Annotated in this window: 1 protein-coding gene and 3 pseudogenes; 2 read left to right on the top strand and 2 right to left on the bottom strand. The window is 53.9% G+C overall.

The genetic code is table 11. The features are described 5' to 3' along the window. A pseudogene (locus KMAL_RS16615) lies at positions 1–151 on the bottom strand (IS5/IS1182 family transposase); the annotation flags it as partial. Positions 152–163: 12 nt separating this feature from the next. Between KMAL_RS16615 and KMAL_RS16610 the strand changes: the two are divergent. Together KMAL_RS16610 and KMAL_RS16605 are read left to right on the top strand one after the other, a co-directional pair. Beyond that, a pseudogene (locus tag KMAL_RS16610) lies at positions 164–634 on the top strand (carbohydrate porin); the annotation flags it as partial. A gap of 147 nt (positions 635–781) precedes the next feature. Continuing rightward, positions 782–1,000, top strand: coding sequence for a CbtB domain-containing protein (locus KMAL_RS16605; protein ID WP_042787229.1), 219 nt, complete (start codon positions 782–784; stop codon positions 998–1,000). 115 nt (positions 1,001–1,115) lie between these two features. Here KMAL_RS16605 and KMAL_RS17745 read toward each other — a convergent pair. Further along, positions 1,116–1,439, bottom strand: a pseudogene (locus KMAL_RS17745) (hypothetical protein); the annotation flags it as partial.

Raw genomic sequence — 1,439 nt, 5'->3', positions numbered from 1 at the left:
CTTTGCTGCCGTCAGAATACGCCAGAGCCTTCTCCAGGTCAGGGCGGAAGACTTCAAAATCCACAGTCCGGGAAAATGCTTCGAGCTGATCACCAAGCCCGCTCAAGCGGGCAAGCCGCTCTTCAACATCAAAAAAACCAGGCTGCTTCATATCGCCATTCCCTCAATCAACGCAGAAGAAATAGAATCATACAGAAGACCTCAAAACCAGGGGGTTTTTAGAACCCTCCAGATGATCTGGCGCCCCTCTCTTCAGTCTCCACAGTCTGTCGGCGTTTTTGCGCGTGCCACAGGCAATGGCGGTGACCGGAACATGATCAGCTTCGCCATTGATGCAGGTATCAACCTCAAGGCTCCTTTCAAGGGACGTGACAATGATACGATAGGGCTGGGTTGGGGTATTGGCCGGGCCTCTTCTGGCCAGCGGCGGTATGACCGTAATTCCGGAGCACCTGTGCAGGGCAATGAGAACCATCTGGAACTCACCTATCAGGCGCAGATGATGCCGTGGTGGGTTATGCAGCCAGACTTCCAGTATGTCTGGCATCCCTCTGGCGGCGTGACTGACTGGACAGGCAACCGTCTCGTCGGGAACGAGGCCGTCTTTGGTCTCCACTCCAATATCACTTTCTAAATCATGGGATGAGAGCAGCAGACGTGTTCAGAACACTCTTGCTGTCAGGCTTTGTCGTTCTATGATGAGAGCCGACCAAACCATGACATTCTGTTTCAAACTTTTTTGCGCCTACTCCGGCGGGCTTTTGTAAAAGGATACAACATCATGAACACATCTGTTCATACAACTCTGCCGGTTGCGGTAGCAGGCCAGAGCATTCCTGTTCGTGCCATTCTGCCCTGGGCTGTTTTCGGCCTGATTGTTTCTGCACTGCTGATCTACTTTGTAGGTGCAGAGCAGGGCGCCACTTCCCTGATTTCCGGGCACGCCGTGCATGAGTTTGTGCATGATGGCCGCCATCTGCTTGGTTTCCCCTGCCACTAGCACTACAGTTGCATTTTGTGTCGTGAGTGAGCGCGGATAGCACTGGCCTGATGCGTTCGTCGAAAGACGGACCATCTGAGGATGTGAGAGACGGGTAGTCTGCGTTGTGCAAGTTTTACGACGAGGCGCCTGATCTCCTGAATGGACCAGCGGACAAGGACTGTCGTGTTCTGAGTTGTGTTTTTTTCGGTTTCAGTGAGTTTGCCTGGTAACGGACACTGGCCATGACGGCATAGGCCAGCATGACCAGAGAGACGTGCCGATGCCAACCATGCCAGGAGCGGGTCTCGTTATGATCAAGACCAAATTCGTTTGGGGCTGGCATAGGTAAGCCAACAGAGGCTTGATATGTCGCATGAAAGTACGTCGTCGCAGCCGGCTGCCTGTCAGCATCCAAAAACGGCTTCTGGAGCACTTCGTCGCGGGCACGCCCGCCCGG

Source organism: Novacetimonas maltaceti, from assembly GCF_002906255.1.
GTDB classification, from domain to species: domain Bacteria; phylum Pseudomonadota; class Alphaproteobacteria; order Acetobacterales; family Acetobacteraceae; genus Novacetimonas; species Novacetimonas maltaceti.
Note: the sequence above shows the minus strand (reverse complement) of the source record. Positions and strands in the feature narration are given on the sequence as shown.